We start from the raw sequence: 19,080 nt of genomic DNA on the forward strand, positions 1-19,080 counted from the left end.
GACAACCCATGGATTAGAGGAGAAGAGGAACTATGCCCAATCTTTGTGTTCTATCGATCAATGTAAGTGATATGGATCAAGCGACGCGATTTTATTGTGATATTCTGGGATTCGAAATTTCCAAGGTGTATGATGATCAGATCATCAGTTTGAAACATGAAGGCGTTTCCCTTGTTCTGCAAAAATGCGACCGTCCTACGAAAACCGATTACCCGCATGAAGCTCAGGTTATTATCGGACTTGAGACGGCTGATGTAAGCGCGGCGATTGCGAACTACAAAACGCAGGGTGTAGAGGTCATCTTTGATACACCGCAGCCGTGCCCTCCCGGTCTATACAGCGCAATCCGGGACCCTTTTGGGAATGTAATTGAACTGCTGGAATTTACGGAGTAATCATGCCGTTTGAGAAGGATCATAGTATCGGAAATACGAAGTGAAGTCCATATACACGCTCGAAGGATATGCTGCATGTAGCAGGTGTCCTTCTCGTCTTGAGGTCAGCCGGGGATTACCGGTTGGCCTTTTTGAGTTTTGAGCAGCCAATACTTGTCTCTATCATCCTTGACCTTCTGTTAATGTTAAACCCGATCCGGGTAAGAACATATTAATGTTAATTCCGAAGGTGAAGCATGGGCAGATTAGGAATCGCCGGTTTCGGAAATAATAGGTACTCGAACTGATATATTAACGACACAAGGGGAAATTCATATGGATATGACACCAGAACAACGCGTTACCCTGCACGGGTTCAACAACCTAACAAAATCGCTCAGCTTTAACATGTACGATGTCTGTTATACGAAAACCCGGGAAGAACGAGAGGCGTATCTTGAATATATTGATGAACAGTATAACGCGGATCGGCTAACAAAAATATTGAGCCATGTGGCCGAAATCATCGGAGCGCATGTCCTGAACATTGCCAAGCAGGATTATATCCCGCAAGGCGCCAGCGTAACGGTCCTTGTATCCGAGGGTCCGGTCGTGGAGGTTCCGGAGGAATCCTATGACGAATCGCCGGGGCCGCTGCCGGATAACGTCATCCTGCAGCTCGACAAGAGCCACATTACCGTCCATACGTATCCGGAATTTCATCCCGATGAGGGAATCAGCACCTTCCGGGCCGATATCGACGTGTCAACCTGCGGGGAGATTTCACCGCTGAAAGCCCTAAATTACCTGATCCACTCCTTTGATACGGATATTATGACGATCGACTATAAAATTCGAGGCTTCACGCGGGATATTCACGGGCACAAGCTGTTTATCGACCATGAGATCAGCTCCATTCAGAACTACATTCCGGACGAGGCCAAGGAGCTGTTCGATATGATTGACGTCAACGTATACAAGGAGAACATCTTCCACACCAAGTGTAAGCTGAAGCAGTTTGATCTGGACAACTATCTGTTCGGTTACACGAAGGATAAGCTATCCGAAGCCGAGCAGCAGAAAATCACCGAGCGCATCAAACTGGAGATGGACGAAATTTATTACGGTAAAAACATGGACCGCAGTTACTGATGGTATGCACTCCGATACGCTGCCATCAAACGGCTTTGATGCTGGAAATATGCAAGAGTCAGAAACCAGGCCGGGCTCATAGGAGCCCGGCCTGATTTGCAATTTCTATCGCTTCGTCCCGGTTGCGGACGCCCAGCTTGGCATACAAGGTTGAAGCATAATTCCGTACGGTCCCGTCTGAGAGATACAATCTCATCGCAATCGCCTTGTACCGCATGCCTTGGGAGAGATACTTCAGAATCTCCATCTCCCTTGGTGTCAGATCATACAACTTCAAAGTTGGAGACGACGTTGGATCGGCTTCGATTACGAATGCAGTGCCGCCTTCCTCCTTCATGAAATCGCCCGCTTCCCCATCGAAGAGTTTCGCCGAAATCTCCGGATTCATTAAAGTTCCGCCTCGATACACGATGCGAATGTTCTCGGCAAGTTCACGCGGCTCCATCGACTTCAGCAAATAACCGTCCGCTCCGCCTCGCATCGCTTCGGCTGCTTTGGCCCTCTGCTCAAATGTGGTGAATATAATCACCTTCACTGACGGCCAACGTTGTTTGATCAATCGCGTCGCTGTAATCCCATCCATCACGGGCATCTCCAGATCCATCAGCACCAGATGGGGGTTAAGCTTCTCACACATGTCCAAGGCAAACTCCCCATGTTCCGCACGTCCTACTACCTCAAGGTCCTTCTCCGACTCCAGAATGATGCCGAGACTCTCCCTGATAAAAGGTTCATTATCCACCAATAAAATTCTGATAATTTCATCCGCAGGCTCCATGATTCTAGGCAAGCTGCAGGTCACAACGGTTCCTTCGTCGGGAGTCGAATAAACCGTGACTTGGCCTTGAAGGCGATAGGCCCTTTCCTTCATGGCACTTAAACCAAAACCTTCCTGGATTTGCACGGTTCCACGGCCGTTATCCAGAATTTCAAGCCGGGTTTGCTGCAATTCGAATTGAAGCACGGCATCAATCCTCGTCGCATTGCCATGACGAACACTGTTGGTTAAAGACTCCTGGAGACAACGATAGAAGGTCATTTTCACCTGCCGGGATACCGGGTACTCTTCACCAAGCACTCTAAATCCTGCTTTTACCCCGGTGCTGCGCTCAAAATCCTCCGTTACCTGTCTCAGTGACTGCACCAGGGGAAGCTGTTCTTGCGGTGAGTCCAGCTCATGCAAGTACCCTCTGACTTCATCCAGGCTTCTCCGTGTCAGTTCGAGCAGATTGGACAGCTTACGCTGAGCCGCTGCATCACTTTCCGTGGAACGAAGCGTTTCCAAGCCCATAATGACCGCCGTATACGTATGGCCCATCGTATCATGCAGTTCCTTGGACACGCGCTCTCGTTCTTCCAGCAGCGTGACCCGCTCGACCTGGGACAAATATTGCTCCAAAATCGTATTATGTGTTCGAATGATTTCATTCTGGCGATAGTTGGCCATCAATAGATGAAAGGCAAATCCTAACGCAAACGCAAAGGCGACATGCTCCATCATCAGCATCAAATCCGTTGATGGGGCGTACAGCTTGATCAGCATTGGAACCAAGATAGCCGCAAGGGGGCCTGTCCATCTGTACGTATTTCCATAGCTGTTCGCTGCCATCAGAAATGCCGGAATGATAAACGACAAGTAAGCCTCCGGGAATAAGGAAGTTAAATAGACGGCGATCCCCCCCGATAACAGGAGCTCCGTTACCAAATATGCTTTATGGTTCAGAAGCAGACACAGCCAGGGTATCGAGAAAGCTGCCATCTCCCACATGACGACGAGCCATAATGATACGGTAAACTGATTCCGGAGCTCTACAAACTTTATGATCAGGGAGATGCAGCCCATCATGCGAATAAAGAGCATGGCCCAGTCGTACCACTTCCATTGTTTCACTATATCAAACAAAGCTTTCACTCCCTGCAGTTCCTTCACGGTTCTTTCCTAATATGACATGGCCCCCACAGTGTGTCTACCTACAAACCGAAAACATCCACTGCGTGTACCGGCCGCTCCATCTCGCCGCTCCCTTAGCGGCCCATGACCCTGCATAAGCAAACAGAACGCCGACTCCCATCATAAGCAGAGACTTGGGCAAGGTATCGATGCGAATAGGCCCTACGTTGATATCCGCAAAGGAACTGATACATGGGGCCAATATCCATAGAATGGGAACGATAAAGAATATAACGGCACTGAACAAACTCGCGATGCCAACGATAAACTTCAGCATGAGTACCGATACGGCTTTCCAATTTCGGATGTCCGCCAGTTCCCCCTTAGCCTGAATCCAGAGGGAGCCGGATGTTGTTCTCTTCATAACAGGTTCGATCGTTATGTCCGTATAGAACTTCGTCTGGATCCGATCATAATTCATGAAAGTCCATGACGATCGCATTACAAAGGTAAGAACCGGTATCCCGATCAGGGTGAAACTCATGCCGAAGCCAAAAAAAAGTCCCACAAGATAGTAACAAAAATAAAACACCCCGGTTCCAAAAGTCAGCATCAAAAAACAAAAGTTCAGCAGGTACTCCCTCAGCCATTTCTTCATAGATTAAACTCCTTTCATGTCTTCATGACCTTGATACTCCTGTATCCTACTGCACTCGTTGTCATGTGCAACAGTGTCAAAATGTCATATGACACGCCTTCTCAAAGAAGTGACTGAATGTAGCTGGCTGTTAGTAGAAGCCATTCAAGCGCTTATCGGGAGTGGAGTCGTTGATCCGGACACTCGTAACCAAAAAGGTCGCTCCGTCCATTTCCGTTCCAAGCAGCTGCTGCTTCGTCAAGAGGCCTGTGCTCTGCTGGACAAGGCCTTTTAACTACTACGCCCTTCCGCTAGCCTCGAAATAAATTAGGAATCGAAAAAGCCCTGCACCCCTCGGTGCAAGGCTTTTCATTTCTTCCCATGGCGCTTGCTTGCCGGAGAAGTAACCGGATAACGGTGCTAAAATTGAACCGAAAATCCGTTGAACCGGTGAATGCCCGTTCCAAATCGGACAAGGTCCTTTTCCCGCAGCTCTTGAACCGCCTCTTTGACCACGACCAGCCATGCCGGATCCAGTCCAAGTGTATTGTGAGAACCATAGATGCGCTTTACACCATCGAGATTCGCGATCCGCTCCAGCGAGTTTACGAGATCCTCCGGACTTGTCGTTGGATAAAAAGCATATATCGGCGTCTCATCATACAATAAATCCCCTGTGAACAAGTAACCCCGGTGTACATCAAATACCACGATATGTCCAGGCGAATGGCCCGGCGTGTGGTAAATAACCAGACTCCGCCCGCCCAGCTCGATGACATCTCGATCCCTTAGAATACCGGTCGGTTGCCCCTGGTAAGGGGTATAGGTTGCCGGATCGAAGGAAGCCGGTACCGGCCTCGTGATATCGCGTGAAATGTCCTTACGGATTTGTTCAATGGACAGCTTCTTAATCCCGCTGACGAGCCAGTCCTCCTCAGCCTCATGCACATAAATCTCTCCGTACTGCCCATGACTGCCGATATGATCCGCGTGAACATGCGTGGTTAGCACCACAACAGGTAAATCCGTCAGCTGATCGGTCATCCGCCTCATGTTGTCGATGCCAAGTCCCGTATCAATCAGTGCGGCACGCTCGCTTCCGATCAACAGAAACGAATGTACCTTCTCCCAATGTCCGTATTCACTGATCGCGAACGTGGTCTCATCCAGCTGCGATACGGTAAACCATGCATCATCGATAACAACGTTATGTTGATGATTCTCCATATGTAATGACTCCCCCATCAAGGATTATCGAATGGTGATATCCTCCTGATTATCTTGAAATGCGATCAACGACATATAGTAATTTTTCTCTTCCATGGACACAGGCGTATGGCCTGTTTCGGCCGTCTCCATCGTAAAGTGTTTATTCATGAGCTGCTTGAACTCGTCCACAAAAGCATGGAAGCTCTCCTTTGTTGCATGAAAACGGTAGGTCCCTGCAATGTTTTTTCGATAGTGTTCGCTTGTGCTGTCCAAGGCAAAAGAAGAAGCCGGCGCGCTTTCGATTTTCGTCCGGGTAACATCGAGTGTCTCCATAAATACCTGTCTGGATGTTTCCACCAAATCCAGGCTCGGCAGCAAATGATCCTCCGGAATGAAACGGCTTGCGACGGCGCGATAGTATTTCTGCACGATACCGTTCTTCTCTTCCTTCCGGACCACGTGAATGATGCCGTGCTTCTCCAGCTCCTTCAGATGAAAGTAAATATTGTTCCGCGTAATGTCCAGTACCTCGGCTAGCTGCTGTCCGGTGTAGGCATCTTTCACGAGATTCATCAGGATCTTGGTGCGCAGGGGATCGGCAATCGCTTTGAGCTGTTCATGAGTTTTAATTCTATAAACACCAGTCATTTTAATTTTAACACCTCCATACACTTTACCGGTAAAATTTATTTTACCGTCTTTTGTGTTTCATCCTATCATGATCTTTATCCGCAGGTCAACTTGCTGCCCCTACGATTTTTCCGTTATACCAGATTGGAGCCGAGTGCGAGTCAACGATGATACCATTTGGCAATACTGTTATAACACGAAGGAAATCACGCAGGGATCCCGTCTTATACATTTAGCCTGCTCCCCTTAAGCAGTTGAATTGTGATATATTATCCACAATCGTATGTACGACACTATGACGTTCAAAGGATGTGCCTCATGTTTGACCCGACGATATTCGAAAATTTAAAGGTTGGCATCGAAAACGCGGTCTACGATCTCGATAACCTCGATGAAATCATTCGTGTTACCGATCGGAAGGATCTTCTGGATATGGCCACGTTATCCAGAAGTTTTAGCCTCCGGTTCGAGCTGGCTGCGTCATCCACAACTTCAGCCGAAATTTGCCTGGAGACCGGGCTCCGGGATTTGGCTGCCGAGATCTTGGAAATTCCGGAAGGTCAGCCAGCCTGCGAGCTGAAACTCCGCTTTTATAAACATATCGCTGATGCTTCCATAGCGTGTCCGGCTATTGCCCAGATCATAAAGGAGATATGGAATCCGGAGCTTCCTCCGCTGCAAACGATACGGTACACCTACAGCGATGATCCGGTACCGCTTCACAACACGATCGAGCTTCGCTTTCCTCGTAGAATCAACGAAGAACAGATGGGAGATATCCCGAATATCTTGGAATTCATGCTTCGTACGCTGGGAGAATTAGACCAGATATAACTTAAAGATAGCCGAGATTTCTCATAAAGAAAGCCTGCCCACGATCATCGCGGACAGGCTTTTTAACTTATATTATTAAGCAACAACCAACCGGATCCAGATATCCGAAGGATCTTGAACGGCCCAGACGCCATCGCGCTGCTCCAGGCCCAGTCCCGCCTCACGGATACGGCCGGTTACCGCTTCAAGCTCTTCATGGCTCGGAAGCTCAATCGTATAATCTTCCATCCCCGCAGCGCTCCGTGGTGTGTTCGGTACACCGATTCCTGCCCAAACATTGAGCCCGATATGGTGATGGTACCCTCCCGCAGATATAAACAACGCAGCGCCGCCGTAATGGGCTGTCAGCTCAAACCCCAGAACATCGCAATAAAATACGCGGGCATCATGCAGGTTGGACACGTGGAAATGCACATGCCCGATAACCGTCTCTTCAGGAAGTCCATACCATTCCTTGTCCTTGGAGAGAGCCAGCAGTCCTTCTACATCGACAGGGTCGGTAGTCATCACATATTCCCCATTGGCATCACGCTTCCAGATATCCCTTGGTCGGTCGGCATAAATCTCGATGCCGTTCCCGTCCGGATCATTAATGTACAATGCTTCGCTGACCAAATGATCGCCTTGACCGACTGGAATGTTATGCGCAATCAGATTGGCAAGCGCAAGCCCGAGCGATTCCCGATTCGGAACCAGAATTGCAAAATGGTACAGACCTGCCGTCCGGGTCTGCGGTCTCACCAGATCTTGAATTTCCTCAATAATCAGCAGCGGCTGTTTGCCGTCTGCCGTCAATTCGGCAACACGGCCATGCTGGCGAAGCATTTTCAACCCGACGACTTCTGTATAAAAGCGAACAGATTGTGCCAGATTACTGATCCGCAGAGAGACCGGGCCAAGCTTTGTGGATGGATGTATAATGGCTGTCATATTCTCACTCCTTGAATGTTGTGGTTAGTTCATTCCATATATTCAGGTCAACGTCAGGTTCAACTTGTAATCAAATCAGTTACATCTTGCTTGTAATCATTATAGTTACAGGACATCCTTGTTGTCAAACCCAGTAATTTACAAGTACATCGAAGAGTCGCCAACATTTAACCAAAAGAAAACGCCCATCCTACATAAGGATCGAGCGTGTGATTTTCGCTTATTCACTTGATGTTCCATTCGCAGAGGCATCAATTTTCCGGACAATCTCTTCCAGATTCACCTCATGCAGCGTGTTCTCCATGGCCTTCTGGGCGGCTGAAAAAACGGGGACAATCGCCGTTTGAATATGTTTGCCAACAGGACATTTTGTGTCCGAATTCTCATGAATGCCAAACAAGGAATCCTCCTGCACGACATGAACGGCATGATAAATATCCAGCAGCGTAATCTCGGACGGTTGCTTTGCCAGCTTCGCTCCCGCTACGCCAGGTTTAACCTCCACCAGGCCCGCTTTGCTCAGCATGCCTACGATACGCCGGATAACCACAGGATTCGTGTTCACACTCTCCGCGATATAATCTGAGGTGCTGACGCCAGCCTTATTCATCTCCAGCACGGAGAGAATATGAATGGCCACTGCAAATCGGCTGCTTATGTTCATGTGACCCCTCCTGACGGACCAAATCTTCAGATGACTATCATATCATGTAACCATCATAGTTACATTAACCCTTAAAGTCAACGGTGAAGCCGCTGCCCCTTAATCCAAAATCAGGCACTTGATATACAAATTCCAAAATTTTTATGGGATATAATGTAATTTTATGTTGATTTTCCCGAGTTTTTCACTATAATTATCAAAACACGTATTGGTAAAATCAACCTATTCAAACATAATCCAGGCATTCCTGCATGATCCAAAACATTCAAGGAGGGAATCCATGGATCCCAGCCAACATCGAAATGAAACGTATACTATCAGACGTCCTCGAAAACCTAAAAGCCGTATCAAGCTCAAGAAATGGATAGGAATATCCTTATCGATACTAATTCTCTTAGGCGGACTAGGCTATATTTTCAGAAAAGAATTGTCCTGGATGGCGTTTCAGGCTTTTTTCGCGAAAGATATCAAACATACGCTCGAGCAATCCTACAAACCTGTTGGTCCTTCTGATTCGCCCGAGCCTATTGCGGAGGCAACGAAACCATTCTCGGTTTTGCTTCTGGGTGTTGATCAACGCGAGGACGAACCTGCCCGTTCCGACACCATCATCTACTCTGTCATCCGACCTGACCTTAATAAAATATTGCTTGTCTCCATTCCGAGAGATACCTACACCGAAGTCATCGGCAGGGGAGTCACCTCCCGAATCAACTCAGCTTACGCCCACGGCGGCGCGAAAATGGCTATGGATACGGTTGAGCATCTGTTTCAGCACCCTGTCGATTATTATGCAGCCATCAATTTCCACGGATTAACGGATATCGTCAATGCATTGGATGGGGTTAAACTCCCCATCGATAAAGTCATCGAGAACAAGAGCGCCCGTCATATCAAATTGCGGATCGAGCCGAACAAGCCGATTTACGATGGAACAGAGGCATTAAATTATGTAAGGTACCGGGAGGATTCGGATTTCAACCGTACCATGCGTCAGCGCATATTCCTCAGTTCCTTAATGGATCGGGTATTTGAATTGAAAAATATAACCAAAATCCCGGAGCTGATTCGTATCGGAGGCAGCAATCTCACGATGGACATAAACTCCGATTTCATTTTTAAGCTGGCCGAAAACCTATTTTTTAATGACTCTCCACCGACATTTGAGAATTACATGCTAAAGGGAAAAGATCTAGTGATCCGCGGCGATTACTTCTATGATCCGGACGATTCGGACATCCGGTATATTCAAGAACTGTTTGCCAACTGGTCTGATGAAAAGACCAAGCTGGAAGATTTGATGATCCCAGGTGCGAAGTGAATCTGATCACACGAGGTTGGATGAATCGCCTGACTAAGGTAAAGCTTGTTATGAAAAAAGCCGATCCATGATAAAAAACCTCTCTTTCGCGTATTACGAAAGGGAGGCTTTTTAACGAATACCATCTGCTCCATCTAGAACATCGGAAATACGTATTTGATAAGGAAATACAGAAATCCAAAGAAGATAATCAGATAAGCCACATACTTAATTAACGTAGATGCTACCCTGCTGGAGTCATTCCGCTCCTCGATATTGCGGGTCTCGATCTCCACGTCTCGGTCACGCTGCCTGCTCATAGTCTCCACCTCCATCCGATTCTTTAGTTGCAGATGTTGGTTATTTCTTGACGCTTACTACTCTTTACACACACGTCTGGAGATTGAACCAAGCTTCAGGTCAGGAGATGGCAAGCTTAGAGAAAGCCGATCATGGCAGGCAGAACGATAAAGGAAGCCAGCGTGGTCCACAGTATGCACCTGGATACCAGCTTGGGCGCGGCATCGTATTGTTCAGCAAGGATTACCGCATTCACGGCTGCTGGCATCGCCGACAAAATCAGGATGACCGCAAACAAGGTTCCCTCAATGGATAAAATCGCGAGCAATCCCCAAGCCACCAATGGGCCCGCCAGCATTCGCATCGCCATGCCCGACCAGAATCCGCGCTTGGAGACGGCAGAAGCTCCGCCATCCCGAACCCCGACCATCTGGGCTCCCAGTATGACAAGAGCGAGCGGCGCATAAGCCGCGGACAGCATGGAAACGCCGGTATTCAACCCTTCCGGAAGCTGAAAATCCGCCAACCGGAAGAGCACGGCGAGTCCCGCCGCGTAAACCGAGGGGAGCGTAAACACCGATTTGATCGCCTTTGCGGCGGAAAAATGAGATCTCGCTGCCAGGTACACCCCTAATGTATTCATAATGATAATCTGCACAATGACATACACTGAAGCTTTATCCAGCCCTGCTTGCCCGAAGGCAAGCAGAACGAGGGGAAGCCCGTAATTCACGCTGTTGGTAAAAATAGTGGTCAAGGCGAGCCCCGATTTCTCTGTCTGGGACAAGCCCAGCATTTTACCAGCTAAGGCACTCAGCACCCAAAGCGCAATCACATTCAACAAGCAAAACGCAACCGTTACCGTGACCTCATTCGAGGTAATCGAAGCCTTCTCCAGCGTTTCGAAGATCAGAGCCGGGCTCAGCACATATAAAGACAGGGCCGAAAGGCCCTTGGTTTCAATGCCCTTGAATCGCTTGAGCAGTGCTCCGCCGATGACGGGCAGCGATATGGGTAGGAATACGCCATAAATCGTAGCTAAGAAAGAAGAGATCATGAGGTCCACCTTTATGCAAAGTAAAAATTCTTGGTCCGCCGCTGTTGTCATTTCAACTAACGTATCCCGTTGGTTGAGCCATAAATCATCGATTATTTGCACTTTGGAAAACTAGCTATCCTCTGACGGATTTATAATCGCCATCGCCAGAACCTGATGATCCACCCACTTACCGTTGATCTTTGCATGGCTTCGAGAGATGGCTTCTTTGTATAAGGTCGACGACAGCCATCCAAGTTTGCTCCGGACCACGCACCGAGCGCACAGGGGACAGCGCTCGGTGCGTGCACACAGGCGCCGCCGCGCTCGGTGCGTGCACACAGGGAGCACCGCGCTCGGTGCGTGCACACTGGCGCCGCCGCGCTCGGTGCGTGCGCACAGGCGCCGCCGCGCTCGGTGTGTGCACACAGGGGACAGCGCTCGGTGCGTGCACACAGGCGCCGCCGCGCTCGGTGCGTGCGCACAGGGGACAGCGCTCGGTGCGGGGACGCCGCGAACGGTGTACAGACATAAGACCCGCTCCGTGCGGACCGTGATTCCGCTATTTGCAAACAAAGGTACTAAAATTAAGCTTAAGCGGACACTTGTTCCGCTATTGCCGGCATATCACAGCAAAAAACAGGCAAAAGCCGAGAATAACGGATTCTGTGTCCGCAAAGCCTTAAATTTGGCACTGTTGTTGGCAAATAGCGGACCTCCTGTCCGCATCTCTCCGCGCATATCGCACATCGTCAGCACAGGGGGCGGCGCGCTCAGTGCGTGCACACAGGCGCCGCCGCGCTCGGTGCGTGCGCACAGGGGACAGCGCTCGGTGCCGGGACGCCGCGAACGGTGTACGGACATAAGACCTGCTCCGTGCGGACCGTGATTCCGCTATTTGCAAACAAAGGTACTAAAATTAAGCTTAAGCGGACACTTGTTCCGCTATTGCCGGCATATCACAGCAAAAAACAGGCAAAAGCCGAGAATAACGGATTCTGTGTCCGCAAAGCCTTAAATTTGGCACTGTTGTTGGCAAATAGCGGACCTCCTGTCCGCATCTCTCCGTGCATATTGCACATCATCCGCGCATATCGCACATCGTCAGTGCATATTGCACATCATCCGCGCATATCGCACATCGTCAGTGCATATTGCACATCTTCAGCGCATATCGCACATCATCCGCGCATATTGCACATCATCCGCGCATATTGCACATCATCAGCACATATTGCCCATCATTAGCACATATTGCACATCTTCAGCGCATATTGCACATCTTCAGAGCATATCGCACATCATCCTCGCATATTGACATCATCAGCACATATTGCCCATCATTAGCACATATTGCACATCTTCAGCGCATATTGCACATCATCCGTGCATATTGCACATCATCCGTGCATATCGCACATCATCAATGCATATTGCACATCATCAATGCATATTGCACATCATCCGTGCATATCGCACATCATCAATGCATATTGCACATCATCCGTGCATATCGCACATCATCAATGCATATTGCACATCAACCGTGCATATCGCACATCATCCGTGCATATTGCACATCAGCAGGGCATATTGCACATCAACGGTGCATATTGCCCATCGATTCCGACTTTTATATTATTGAATCGGTATTGCCATTTCCCCCTCTTTCGGGAAAATGGCGATATTTATGGGTAACAAAGCGCGGCGGTGATCCGGATTCAAGACCGGGAATTCGCTTACGGTAATTATTTCCATCAACTAACTTCGTCTCCGTATCTTCCCTAAGAATAATGTACATGGATCATTCTCTCTACATCCTAACCCATACCTCAAGCATTCGTCCAAGATTCAAAGACTATAGGTTTAATAGGCTTAGGCTCTCATTATGCCATCTTCCTGATGACAAACGACACGGTGGTTCCTCTGCCCCTTGTGCTGTCAATCATGAGTCCTTGCCCATAGACTTGCTTCAAACGCCGATCCGTGTTCATAAGGCCGACTCCCTTGCCGGTACGCTGCCCGCTTCCCAGCATCAAGCGGAGCTTCTCGGGATCCATCCCGGCACCATCATCCGCAATAATGACTTTGGCGGATTCAGCTTCACTTACGATGCGAATCGTTACGGTCCCTCCCTGGGTTCGAGCCAATACCCCGTGAACGACAGCATTCTCCACAATCGTCTGCATGGTCAAAGGGGGAAGCTTCCACTGCTGAACAGCAACTTCCTCGGAAATATGCCAACGGACACGCAGGCGTTCCCCAAACCGCTCTCCTTCGATATACAGATATGAGCGAACCAAGCCAAGCTCCTGCTCCAGCGGGATAAAACGCTCCAAGTTGCTGATATCATAGCTGGCTCTCAGATAGTGGCTGAATTCTCCAATCAGCGCAACCATCCGGGAAGGGTCAATCTCACTAAGGGATGCAATCGAATTTAAAGTATTGTGCAGAAAATGCGGCTGAATTTGAGCCTGGAGCCAAGCCGCCTCCATATGCAGCCTTTCCTTAATGGAGCGCTTCAGGTCCAGCAGCGCGCGTACCCTTGTTTTTAATTCCAGATGATCCACCGGTTTTATCAAATAATCGTTGGCTCCGGAAATGAAGCCCATATGAATATCTTCAGGGCGATTTCTTGCAGTCAGCAGCAGAATCGGAAGCTCCGATATCATATACCTCTGCCGAATCGTCCTGGACAATTCATATCCTGACATCTGGGGCATCATCACATCAGATATGATGAGATCCCATTCTCCCTGCTCTAACAATTGAAGGGCTTCCTCAGCCCGGGTAACGGTCACGATCTGATACCCTTCGTTTTCAAGCAAATGACGGATAACTTTTAGGTTAACCGGATCGTCATCTACGATGAGCAGCCTGCCATCGGTTTGACGAGAACGCTGCTTAGCCTCGGATTCGGCATCATCCTGTTCGTGCTTATCTGACATGTTAGATAGCCTCTCCTTCTCTTTCTCTGAATTTGAAGCCAAGGAGCCGGCAATAAACTCCTGTTTATCCGTATTCTCCTGCCTCATCATATCGTCCACTTTCAGCGTAAACGTAAAGGAACTTCCCTGCCCCGGAGCAGATGACACGGAGAGTTCCCCGCCATGCAGCTCAACCAGCTGCTTGCAAATGCTGAGTCCAAGCCCCAAGCCGCCTCCCGCTGCGGCAAAGTTGGAGTCTCCCTGCTCGTAAGGGAGGAATATCCGCCTTACTGTCTCTTCGTCCATCCCCATCCCCGTATCAAGAACGTGGACGCAGGCCCTTCCATTAACAACATCGGCAGTCACCATGATTCGGCCTGACTCCGTATATTTGATTGCATTGTGAATCAGATTGAATATAATCTGAACCAACCGGCTTTCATCTGCCCATACCTTGGGAAAGTCATCCTCGATCTCGCATACGAGCTCGATTCGCTTGCCCTCCGCCATTGGACGGAGCATATCCAGCACGCCTTGGGCAGCCGAACCGAGATGGATGCTCTGTACATTCAGCCGGATACGCCTGTCCTTCAATAACGAAACATCCAGCAAGTCATCCAACAGCAGCGACATCCGCTTACCAATGCCGGTAATCAGCTCCAGGTGATTACGATCCTCTTGCTGAAGAGTACTCCCTTTGCGTTCCAGCAGCGTTTGCGCCATATTAATCATGCCATGCAGCGGATTTCGCAGCTCATGGGACGTATTTGCCAGAAATTCATCCTTTTTCTTGTCTGCCCGTTGCAGCTCCTCTGCCTGTTCCCTCAGCACCACAGTGTTTCGGGCAAACCGGATAAACCAGAAGGAAGCAAATCCGAGAAACGCAACGATCAGGTCTATCGGATAATAAGGCAGTTCCTTAAAATACCGAAACCTTAAAATTCCACTTACGATAATGTTGCAGGAAACCGCAACCGCCGACAGCAAGATAAATATGGCCGCTTCCGTCCGCTCGCTGACCGCCTTCCTGGCAATCGAAGGCAGGAACAGTACGGAGCTTATTAATACCAATGATAAATAAGTAGAGAGATGCACCATCAGATGAAACGGAAGCAGCAAATAAGCGACGGCATACGAAACCACAAAGATTGTATAGGCCCGGTATAATCCTTCTTTGATTCTCGGCCGGAGTAAATGCTTGGTGCACAGAATCAAACATAAGGATATAGCCACATAAGCAACAACCTTAAGCTTCACTGACCATTCGAAACGGATAGCAGGCTGCCAAACGAGCAGGAGCTTATCGTCGTCAACCAGCGTAGCCAGCAGCGTAAACAGTATAAGGGCCGCAAAATATAAGAGGCCTTTGCTCCGATAGCCGATCAGATACAAAATTAAGACATACATGACATGAAGAAATAGCACTATGCAGACCAGCAGCTGCATGTTCTCCGAGAACGCTTTTCCTTTCATCACCGCTTCTGCAGTCCCGAATTTGATTGGCAGCCTAATCCCGCCTGAATCGGCATATTGGTAATTGCTCACTTCCAGAATGATATCCAGCTCGTCTTCGGCAGCCGGGGGGATGAGTTCGATATGGGGAACGATTCTTGCCACATGGGTCTTTGGCGTATCGGAGGGATGTCCGGATTCGTACAATAACTCGCCATTGACATACAAACGATAGGCTGTACGGATATCGGTGATCCAGAGGCCGTAAGTTACGTTACGTTCCGGTACGAGCAGCTTGAGACGATAAGTGCCGAAGCCCATTTGGTTCCCGTTCTCGTTTACGCCTCCCCATGGCCCGGGAACCTGTATCCAGCGCGGATCGGCGGCAGGCTGCTGCTCCCCTTGAGACCATCTATCCGGGCCCATCCATTGATTCGGATAAAAGGCCCACTCCCCGTTCAGCGCGACCGTATTGCGGTCATCCGCCCGCCAATCCCGAAGATCCAGCACTCCTTGCTGAAACGGAACTTCCTCAGGGATCATGATGATTTTAAAATAAGCCAACCGCACGGAGAGTAAAATGACAATAAACAGAAAAGTAATCCCCAGCAGCCTTTTGCCGGAGATCGGTTTCGATTTCGAGTTTGAGTTCGAGTTGGAATAGGTCGACAATAATAACAGTCCTTTTAACATATTGTAAAAAATCAACACCCCTACACAACTGTCCATTATTTTACATCGTTACGGAGCTGTTGTCTGTTCCTTTTCCATAAAGTCCAATAAATAAGCGGGCCGGGTCAGGCCGCTATACAAACGATAATGTCTTGCCTGGACGCTGCAGCGGCTGGTACGGACATAATTCCGCAGCGGATACATACTTCACCGTATAGTAAGAGTAGAATCTTTTTCTACCGGATGCTTCATAGATCCACGAAAAAAAGTCGAAAATCGAATCATCCACCCATTTTCCGTTGTACTCGATCAAGGACCGCAAATAAGGAATTTGGAGTTTCACTCCCCCATCCCACATAAAGATAAATGTGTTAACCTCGGCGTTTTTTTGCAACAAAAAATGAACGGTACGCTCATCCAGCAAGTACTTTTCCTGTCCACACAGAAATACCGGACCCTCATCCGTAGCAACGATGCCAATCCGCTTGCCGTTGAAGTGAGCATAGAAGCCTCTGCAATGCTGGAGGTCCTTCTCCGCATCAAGCTCGAACTCCCGGAACGTTCCAAGCTCCAATCCCATGGCCTTTTGCAGCGAAGATTCCTTAAATTTCCGAATGAATTTCATAACCGAATAATGTACCTCCCGATTGTTATGGTTCACTCCCAGTATAGGAGACCGTCCTCTACAATTTCTGAACAACACCGGAAGGACTATAAAATCAGGCAAGTATATACAAAAAAATCACCGGTCGAACAACCGGTGATTTCATCTCGAATGCGTCTTTAGCTACCTCATCTATTTCATATTGGCGGCTTGGATTCCATTGCTCCATTCGTCGTACCATTTCACAATGTAAGGACTTGGCTCCTCGCCCATCTCATCCTCTAACACCTGACACAGAAGACTGAATTGACGGTGCACCTGGGCCGGATTATCCTGCAAAGCATATATTTTCATCAATGAAATGTAGGCCTTCTCCTCCAAGGGATGCTGCCTCTGGATCGAGAAGTAGCATAATATGGCTTCATCGATGCGTTCCTGATCCACATACCATTCCGCCATGGATAAAGAAACGCTAAGCCACAACTCCTTCAGCCTTTGACGCTCTCCTTCTGCCCACCAGTAGTCATATTCCTGCAGGTAGTCCCCCGTGTACAACTTCATCATTTCAATATGTCGCTCAATCGATTCAGCCGATACGGAGGTGTTTGACATGAACCAATTCTCCCACTCCTCAATGTCCAGCTGCACGCCTTCCATATTCAGCACATAGCCTTCCGTCGTGTTGGTGATTTGGAATCGGGTATCATAAGGCTCCAATGTTTTTCGGATATGATAAATGGCCGTGTACAGCTGGGGATAGGCTTTATCCATATCAAACTCCGGCCATAACATATCGATCAATGCCGACTTTCGTACAAGCTGTCCTCTATGCTGAAGCAAATAAATGAAGATCTCCTGAGCCCGGGTTGTCCGCCAATGAAGCAGAGCGAATTGCCCCTGCTCATTCGGCTGCTCGATCATAACCTGGCGGAACATTGTCATCCGAATGCTGCGATTGGACTCCATGACCTCTTCCGGCCTGGACGCAATGCGGCTTCGCAAACGCTCCATCGTTTTGGCGACTCGATCAATCTGGACAGGTTTAACAATATAGTCAACGGCATTCAATTCAAAGGCAGTGACTGCATATTCGTGATACCCCGTCACAAATACAATACAGAGATGAGGCTTCTGCTCAAGCAGCTGCTCTGCCAGCTCAATGCCGTTTAATTCCGGCAAGCTGATATCCAAAAACACGATATCGACGTCCCTTGCAAGAATTTCTTTTCGTCCTTCAAAGGGATTCGTATATGTACCGATTACATCTATAGACATGGTATCCAGTTTTAACAGCTGACGTTCTAAATACTTCAGGGCCAACGGTTCGTCATCTACGAGAATTACCTTCATTCATATTACTCCTTGGATTGGAAAAATACGGTCACATTTAACTATATTGATTCCTTCGCATTGTTGCAACAAGCGAAAGCAATGTTTATAACAATATACTCGTTATTTTTTCTCTTGAAAAACTCATAATTCCAAGTATAATACTTGGTATAACGTGATTAGAAGTTTGCTAAGGGGGCTTTCAACTTGGATCAATGCGATAAAGAACCGACATCTCTGACCCTCGATGATTATCTGGATCTTCTCAGTTTGGCTATTCGCTTGGAAGATCGGAAGTGGCAAGCAGACATTGTTCGTACACTTCGGCACATGTTGGAACCGCAGGGCAAGAAGCAAGCGAAGTCGGAGGAATGCACGGAACAAGAACTGTGGCAATGCGTGAACCAAATCAATGACCGGATGTTTGCCCTTTACAATGAACTGAAAGCAACGGATGATAAAGATATGCAGCGGAAGCTGCTGGACCAGATGTGGGAACTTAAAATTGCCCGGGTTGAGGTTTTCCGCAAAATACGCTCGATATATCAATAGCAAACAAAGACGATAACTCCTTCTGGAGTATCGTCTTTGTTTGCTATTGTGCCCCTTCGTTATGATAAGTCCAAATAATAATAGGCAAATTCTTCATCCTGCGCATACCCTGCCGATTCATACAAATGCCGAGCTGTCACGTTATGAAGCTGCGTGGACAGAGTCAGCCCTATGGCTCCGGTCTGAAGGGCGTGCGTTTGGGCTTGATGCAGCAGATTCCTTCCGATACCAAGCCCGCGATATTCGGAGTCTACGAATAGATCATTCAAGACCCACAACCTGGACATCGAGAGCGATGAGAAGGATGGATATAACTGCAGAAAGCCAGCCGTAACCAGGTTTTCTCCTCTATTGCAATCCGCTAAATACATAACGGAATCGCCCAGGGTCAGCCTCTCCCTGATATATTCCTCGGCCCCGTTCAAATCATCTTCCCGCCTGTAGAATTGCCGATACTGATTAAACAGAGCGGCTGCCTTGCTCAAATCCTTCTGTTCCGCTTGATATATATGAATCTCTGCTTTCAAATCACGCACATCCTTTACATCCGACGTTACCCCAAGTGTACTGGATGACGGTCAGGGTTT

General features: G+C 48.5%; 19 protein-coding genes and 1 pseudogene. 7 read left to right on the top strand and 13 right to left on the bottom strand.

Going from position 1 to position 19,080, the window contains the following annotated elements:
* The first annotated feature begins 32 nt into the window (after positions 1–32).
* Together MKX98_RS27255 and speD are read left to right on the top strand one after the other, a co-directional pair.
* On the top strand, positions 33–395 hold the full coding sequence (locus MKX98_RS27255) for a VOC family protein (RefSeq protein ID WP_216530627.1): 363 nt from the start codon (positions 33–35) through the stop codon (positions 393–395).
* 315 nt (positions 396–710) lie between these two features.
* Positions 711–1,526 (top strand): adenosylmethionine decarboxylase, encoded by an 816-nt coding sequence (gene speD / locus MKX98_RS27260; protein ID WP_194544349.1) that lies wholly within the window; start codon positions 711–713, stop codon positions 1,524–1,526.
* A 76-nt stretch (positions 1,527–1,602) separates the two neighbouring features.
* Here the strand turns inward: speD and MKX98_RS27265 are convergent, their stop codons facing one another.
* Both MKX98_RS27265 and MKX98_RS27270 read right to left on the bottom strand, forming a co-directional pair.
* Entirely contained in the window at positions 1,603–3,429 is a 1,827-nt protein-coding gene (locus tag MKX98_RS27265; RefSeq protein ID WP_339219533.1) for a hybrid sensor histidine kinase/response regulator transcription factor, read from the bottom strand.
* A gap of 64 nt (positions 3,430–3,493) precedes the next feature.
* On the bottom strand, positions 3,494–4,075 hold the full coding sequence (locus tag MKX98_RS27270) for a sensor domain-containing protein (RefSeq protein WP_339219535.1): 582 nt from the start codon (positions 4,073–4,075) through the stop codon (positions 3,494–3,496).
* Positions 4,076–4,163: 88 nt separating this feature from the next.
* On the opposite strand from MKX98_RS27270, the gene MKX98_RS27275 reads away from it, so the two are divergent.
* Positions 4,164–4,349, top strand: a complete 186-nt coding sequence (locus MKX98_RS27275) for a hypothetical protein (protein ID WP_339219537.1) — start codon at positions 4,164–4,166, stop codon at positions 4,347–4,349.
* A gap of 125 nt (positions 4,350–4,474) precedes the next feature.
* Here MKX98_RS27275 and MKX98_RS27280 read toward each other — a convergent pair whose 3' ends face one another.
* Together MKX98_RS27280 and MKX98_RS27285 are read right to left on the bottom strand one after the other, a co-directional pair.
* Positions 4,475–5,281 carry an MBL fold metallo-hydrolase gene (locus tag MKX98_RS27280; RefSeq protein WP_339219538.1) on the bottom strand — a complete coding sequence of 269 codons (807 nt, stop codon included), beginning with the start codon at positions 5,279–5,281 and terminating at the stop codon, positions 4,475–4,477.
* Positions 5,282–5,305: 24 nt separating this feature from the next.
* Positions 5,306–5,911 carry a winged helix-turn-helix domain-containing protein gene (locus MKX98_RS27285; RefSeq protein ID WP_339219540.1) on the bottom strand — a complete coding sequence of 202 codons (606 nt, stop codon included), beginning with the start codon at positions 5,909–5,911 and terminating at the stop codon, positions 5,306–5,308.
* Between the two features lie 300 nt (positions 5,912–6,211).
* On the opposite strand from MKX98_RS27285, the gene MKX98_RS27290 reads away from it, so the two are divergent.
* Positions 6,212–6,727 carry a hypothetical protein gene (locus MKX98_RS27290; RefSeq protein WP_194544354.1) on the top strand — a complete coding sequence of 172 codons (516 nt, stop codon included), beginning with the start codon at positions 6,212–6,214 and terminating at the stop codon, positions 6,725–6,727.
* A 75-nt stretch (positions 6,728–6,802) separates the two neighbouring features.
* Here the strand turns inward: MKX98_RS27290 and MKX98_RS27295 are convergent, their stop codons facing one another.
* Together MKX98_RS27295 and MKX98_RS27300 are read right to left on the bottom strand one after the other, a co-directional pair.
* The gene (locus tag MKX98_RS27295) at positions 6,803–7,657 is read right to left on the bottom strand and encodes a VOC family protein (RefSeq protein ID WP_194544355.1); all 855 of its coding nucleotides are present in this window, start codon (positions 7,655–7,657) and stop codon (positions 6,803–6,805) included.
* A gap of 220 nt (positions 7,658–7,877) precedes the next feature.
* Entirely contained in the window at positions 7,878–8,321 is a 444-nt protein-coding gene (locus MKX98_RS27300; RefSeq protein ID WP_071222650.1) for an Rrf2 family transcriptional regulator, read from the bottom strand.
* Between the two features lie 436 nt (positions 8,322–8,757).
* Between MKX98_RS27300 and MKX98_RS27305 the strand changes: the two genes are divergently transcribed.
* The gene (locus MKX98_RS27305) at positions 8,758–9,642 is read left to right on the top strand and encodes an LCP family protein (protein WP_339219543.1); all 885 of its coding nucleotides are present in this window, start codon (positions 8,758–8,760) and stop codon (positions 9,640–9,642) included.
* A gap of 134 nt (positions 9,643–9,776) precedes the next feature.
* Here MKX98_RS27305 and MKX98_RS27310 read toward each other — a convergent pair whose 3' ends face one another.
* The 3 genes and pseudogenes from MKX98_RS27310 to MKX98_RS27320 all read right to left on the bottom strand — a co-directional run.
* The gene (locus tag MKX98_RS27310) at positions 9,777–9,941 is read right to left on the bottom strand and encodes a hypothetical protein (RefSeq protein WP_164817510.1); all 165 of its coding nucleotides are present in this window, start codon (positions 9,939–9,941) and stop codon (positions 9,777–9,779) included.
* A gap of 116 nt (positions 9,942–10,057) precedes the next feature.
* Positions 10,058–10,978: an AEC family transporter gene (locus tag MKX98_RS27315; protein ID WP_339219547.1), complete on the bottom strand. Its 921-nt coding sequence runs from the start codon at positions 10,976–10,978 to the stop codon at positions 10,058–10,060.
* A gap of 111 nt (positions 10,979–11,089) precedes the next feature.
* Positions 11,090–11,191: pseudogene (locus MKX98_RS27320) on the bottom strand (RimJ/RimL family protein N-acetyltransferase); the annotation flags it as partial.
* Positions 11,192–11,405: 214 nt separating this feature from the next.
* On the opposite strand from MKX98_RS27320, the gene MKX98_RS27325 reads away from it, so the two are divergent.
* Positions 11,406–11,846 (top strand): hypothetical protein, encoded by a 441-nt coding sequence (locus tag MKX98_RS27325; RefSeq protein ID WP_339219548.1) that lies wholly within the window; start codon positions 11,406–11,408, stop codon positions 11,844–11,846.
* Positions 11,847–12,843: 997 nt separating this feature from the next.
* Here MKX98_RS27325 and MKX98_RS27330 read toward each other — a convergent pair.
* From MKX98_RS27330 to MKX98_RS27340, 3 genes are all read right to left on the bottom strand, one after another.
* Positions 12,844–16,029: an ATP-binding protein gene (locus MKX98_RS27330; protein ID WP_339219549.1), complete on the bottom strand. Its 3,186-nt coding sequence runs from the start codon at positions 16,027–16,029 to the stop codon at positions 12,844–12,846.
* A 112-nt stretch (positions 16,030–16,141) separates the two neighbouring features.
* A complete protein-coding gene (locus MKX98_RS27335) occupies positions 16,142–16,633 on the bottom strand; it encodes a hypothetical protein (RefSeq protein WP_194544361.1) in 492 nt (163 codons plus the stop codon).
* Between the two features lie 171 nt (positions 16,634–16,804).
* Positions 16,805–17,962, bottom strand: a complete 1,158-nt coding sequence (locus MKX98_RS27340) for a response regulator (protein WP_194544362.1) — start codon at positions 17,960–17,962, stop codon at positions 16,805–16,807.
* A 186-nt stretch (positions 17,963–18,148) separates the two neighbouring features.
* On the opposite strand from MKX98_RS27340, the gene MKX98_RS27345 reads away from it, so the two are divergent.
* Complete coding sequence (locus MKX98_RS27345) at positions 18,149–18,493, top strand: hypothetical protein (RefSeq protein WP_194544363.1); 345 nt, start codon at positions 18,149–18,151, stop codon at positions 18,491–18,493.
* Between the two features lie 59 nt (positions 18,494–18,552).
* On the opposite strand, the gene MKX98_RS27350 is transcribed toward MKX98_RS27345, so the two are convergent.
* On the bottom strand, positions 18,553–19,029 hold the full coding sequence (locus MKX98_RS27350) for a GNAT family N-acetyltransferase (RefSeq protein ID WP_339219552.1): 477 nt from the start codon (positions 19,027–19,029) through the stop codon (positions 18,553–18,555).
* Positions 19,030–19,080 lie beyond the last annotated feature (51 nt).

Origin of the sequence: Paenibacillus sp. FSL W7-1332, assembly GCF_037969785.1 — a bacterium.
Classification (GTDB): Bacteria; Bacillota; Bacilli; order Paenibacillales; family Paenibacillaceae; genus Paenibacillus_AQ.

What these genes read in the sequence shown, in the direction of transcription:
- MKX98_RS27255 (WP_216530627.1), top strand. Translation starts at nt 33, where the DNA reads ATGCCCAATCTTTGTGTTCTATCGATCAATGTAAGTGATATGGATCAA.
- speD (WP_194544349.1), top strand. Translation starts at nt 711, where the DNA reads ATGGATATGACACCAGAACAACGCGTTACCCTGCACGGGTTCAACAAC.
- MKX98_RS27270 (WP_339219535.1), bottom strand. Translation starts at nt 4,075, where the DNA reads ATGAAGAAATGGCTGAGGGAGTACCTGCTGAACTTTTGTTTTTTGATG.
- MKX98_RS27275 (WP_339219537.1), top strand. Translation starts at nt 4,164, where the DNA reads ATGACACGCCTTCTCAAAGAAGTGACTGAATGTAGCTGGCTGTTAGTA.
- MKX98_RS27280 (WP_339219538.1), bottom strand. Translation starts at nt 5,281, where the DNA reads ATGGAGAATCATCAACATAACGTTGTTATCGATGATGCATGGTTTACC.
- MKX98_RS27285 (WP_339219540.1), bottom strand. Translation starts at nt 5,911, where the DNA reads ATGACTGGTGTTTATAGAATTAAAACTCATGAACAGCTCAAAGCGATT.
- MKX98_RS27290 (WP_194544354.1), top strand. Translation starts at nt 6,212, where the DNA reads ATGTTTGACCCGACGATATTCGAAAATTTAAAGGTTGGCATCGAAAAC.
- MKX98_RS27295 (WP_194544355.1), bottom strand. Translation starts at nt 7,657, where the DNA reads ATGACAGCCATTATACATCCATCCACAAAGCTTGGCCCGGTCTCTCTG.
- MKX98_RS27300 (WP_071222650.1), bottom strand. Translation starts at nt 8,321, where the DNA reads ATGAACATAAGCAGCCGATTTGCAGTGGCCATTCATATTCTCTCCGTG.
- MKX98_RS27305 (WP_339219543.1), top strand. Translation starts at nt 8,758, where the DNA reads ATGGCGTTTCAGGCTTTTTTCGCGAAAGATATCAAACATACGCTCGAG.
- MKX98_RS27310 (WP_164817510.1), bottom strand. Translation starts at nt 9,941, where the DNA reads ATGAGCAGGCAGCGTGACCGAGACGTGGAGATCGAGACCCGCAATATC.
- MKX98_RS27315 (WP_339219547.1), bottom strand. Translation starts at nt 10,978, where the DNA reads ATGATCTCTTCTTTCTTAGCTACGATTTATGGCGTATTCCTACCCATA.
- MKX98_RS27330 (WP_339219549.1), bottom strand. Translation starts at nt 16,029, where the DNA reads ATGTTAAAAGGACTGTTATTATTGTCGACCTATTCCAACTCGAACTCA.
- MKX98_RS27335 (WP_194544361.1), bottom strand. Translation starts at nt 16,633, where the DNA reads ATGAAATTCATTCGGAAATTTAAGGAATCTTCGCTGCAAAAGGCCATG.
- MKX98_RS27340 (WP_194544362.1), bottom strand. Translation starts at nt 17,962, where the DNA reads ATGAAGGTAATTCTCGTAGATGACGAACCGTTGGCCCTGAAGTATTTA.